We start from the raw sequence: 894 nt of genomic DNA, 5'->3' as shown, positions 1-894 counted from the left end.
GGGTGGGGCTGCCGATCCACCGAGGGGGGTGAGGGGAGCGTGAGGGAAGGGGGGTTTGCCGCTGCGATCACCGGACGGGCGATAGAATCTCGCGTTCAGCGGTCCGTTCGGGACCGCTGGTGGTGTACGTGGGATCAGACGTGACCGGGCAGGGGCGCAATGCGGGGGTCAGCCGATGAAGTTCGCCGTTCCGACGAGGACGGGGGTTCTGCGGAACCGTATCTTCAGGAATCCGCCGAATCCTTCCCGTCCGGTGAGTCTGTCGCGTCTGACGGATCTGTCGTGTCTGACGGGTCTGACGGGTCCGCGGTGAGCTCCGACCCGGCGGACGACGAGGCCGCGTCCAAGTCCCCCCTTCCCGTGCGCCGCCCGGACCAGCACCGGCCGAACCCCGCGCACCGCAGCCTGAAGCGCAAGCAGCGGGAGGCGTCGCGGGAGGCGGCCCGGCAGGAGGAGCCCGAGTCGGTGACGTCCGCGCCGGACGCGGCCCCGCGGGGCGACGACGAGGCCGATCGGGCCGAGGGGGGCGAGCGGGGCGAACTGCCCGAGGCGCCCGTCTCGGTGCTGTCCATGCTGGAGCCGCTGCCGGAGGACGCCGCCGACGAGGGTGCCGACACCGACGACGAGGGCGACGTCCCGGCCGTGGCGGAGCTGTCCGAGGAGGCGTCCGCCGGTTCCGGGGACGTGGCGGACGGCGAGGCGCGCGGGGACGAACAGGGCCGGACGGCCGTCCCGGCGGACCCGGCCGTCGCGGACGTGGCGGACGTGGCGGACGTGGCGGACGTGGCGGCCGCAGCCGACGACGTACGCGCCGTCGTCGCCGAGCCCGAGGACGCCGTGCCCCCGGGGTACACCGCGCCCGCGGCGCCACCGGCCGCGCCGCCCGTCGCGCGT

Annotated in this window: 1 pseudogene; it reads left to right on the top strand. The window is 75.2% G+C overall.

Annotation, left to right across the window (positions count from 1 at the left end):
• Nucleotides 1-282: 282 nt before the first annotated feature.
• A pseudogene (locus GTW43_RS05770) lies at nt 283-894 on the top strand (hypothetical protein); the annotation flags it as partial.

Source organism: Streptomyces sp. SID5785, from assembly GCF_009870065.1.
Taxonomy (GTDB): domain Bacteria; phylum Actinomycetota; class Actinomycetes; order Streptomycetales; family Streptomycetaceae; genus Streptomyces.
This window is presented reverse-complemented; position numbering and strand designations above follow the sequence as displayed.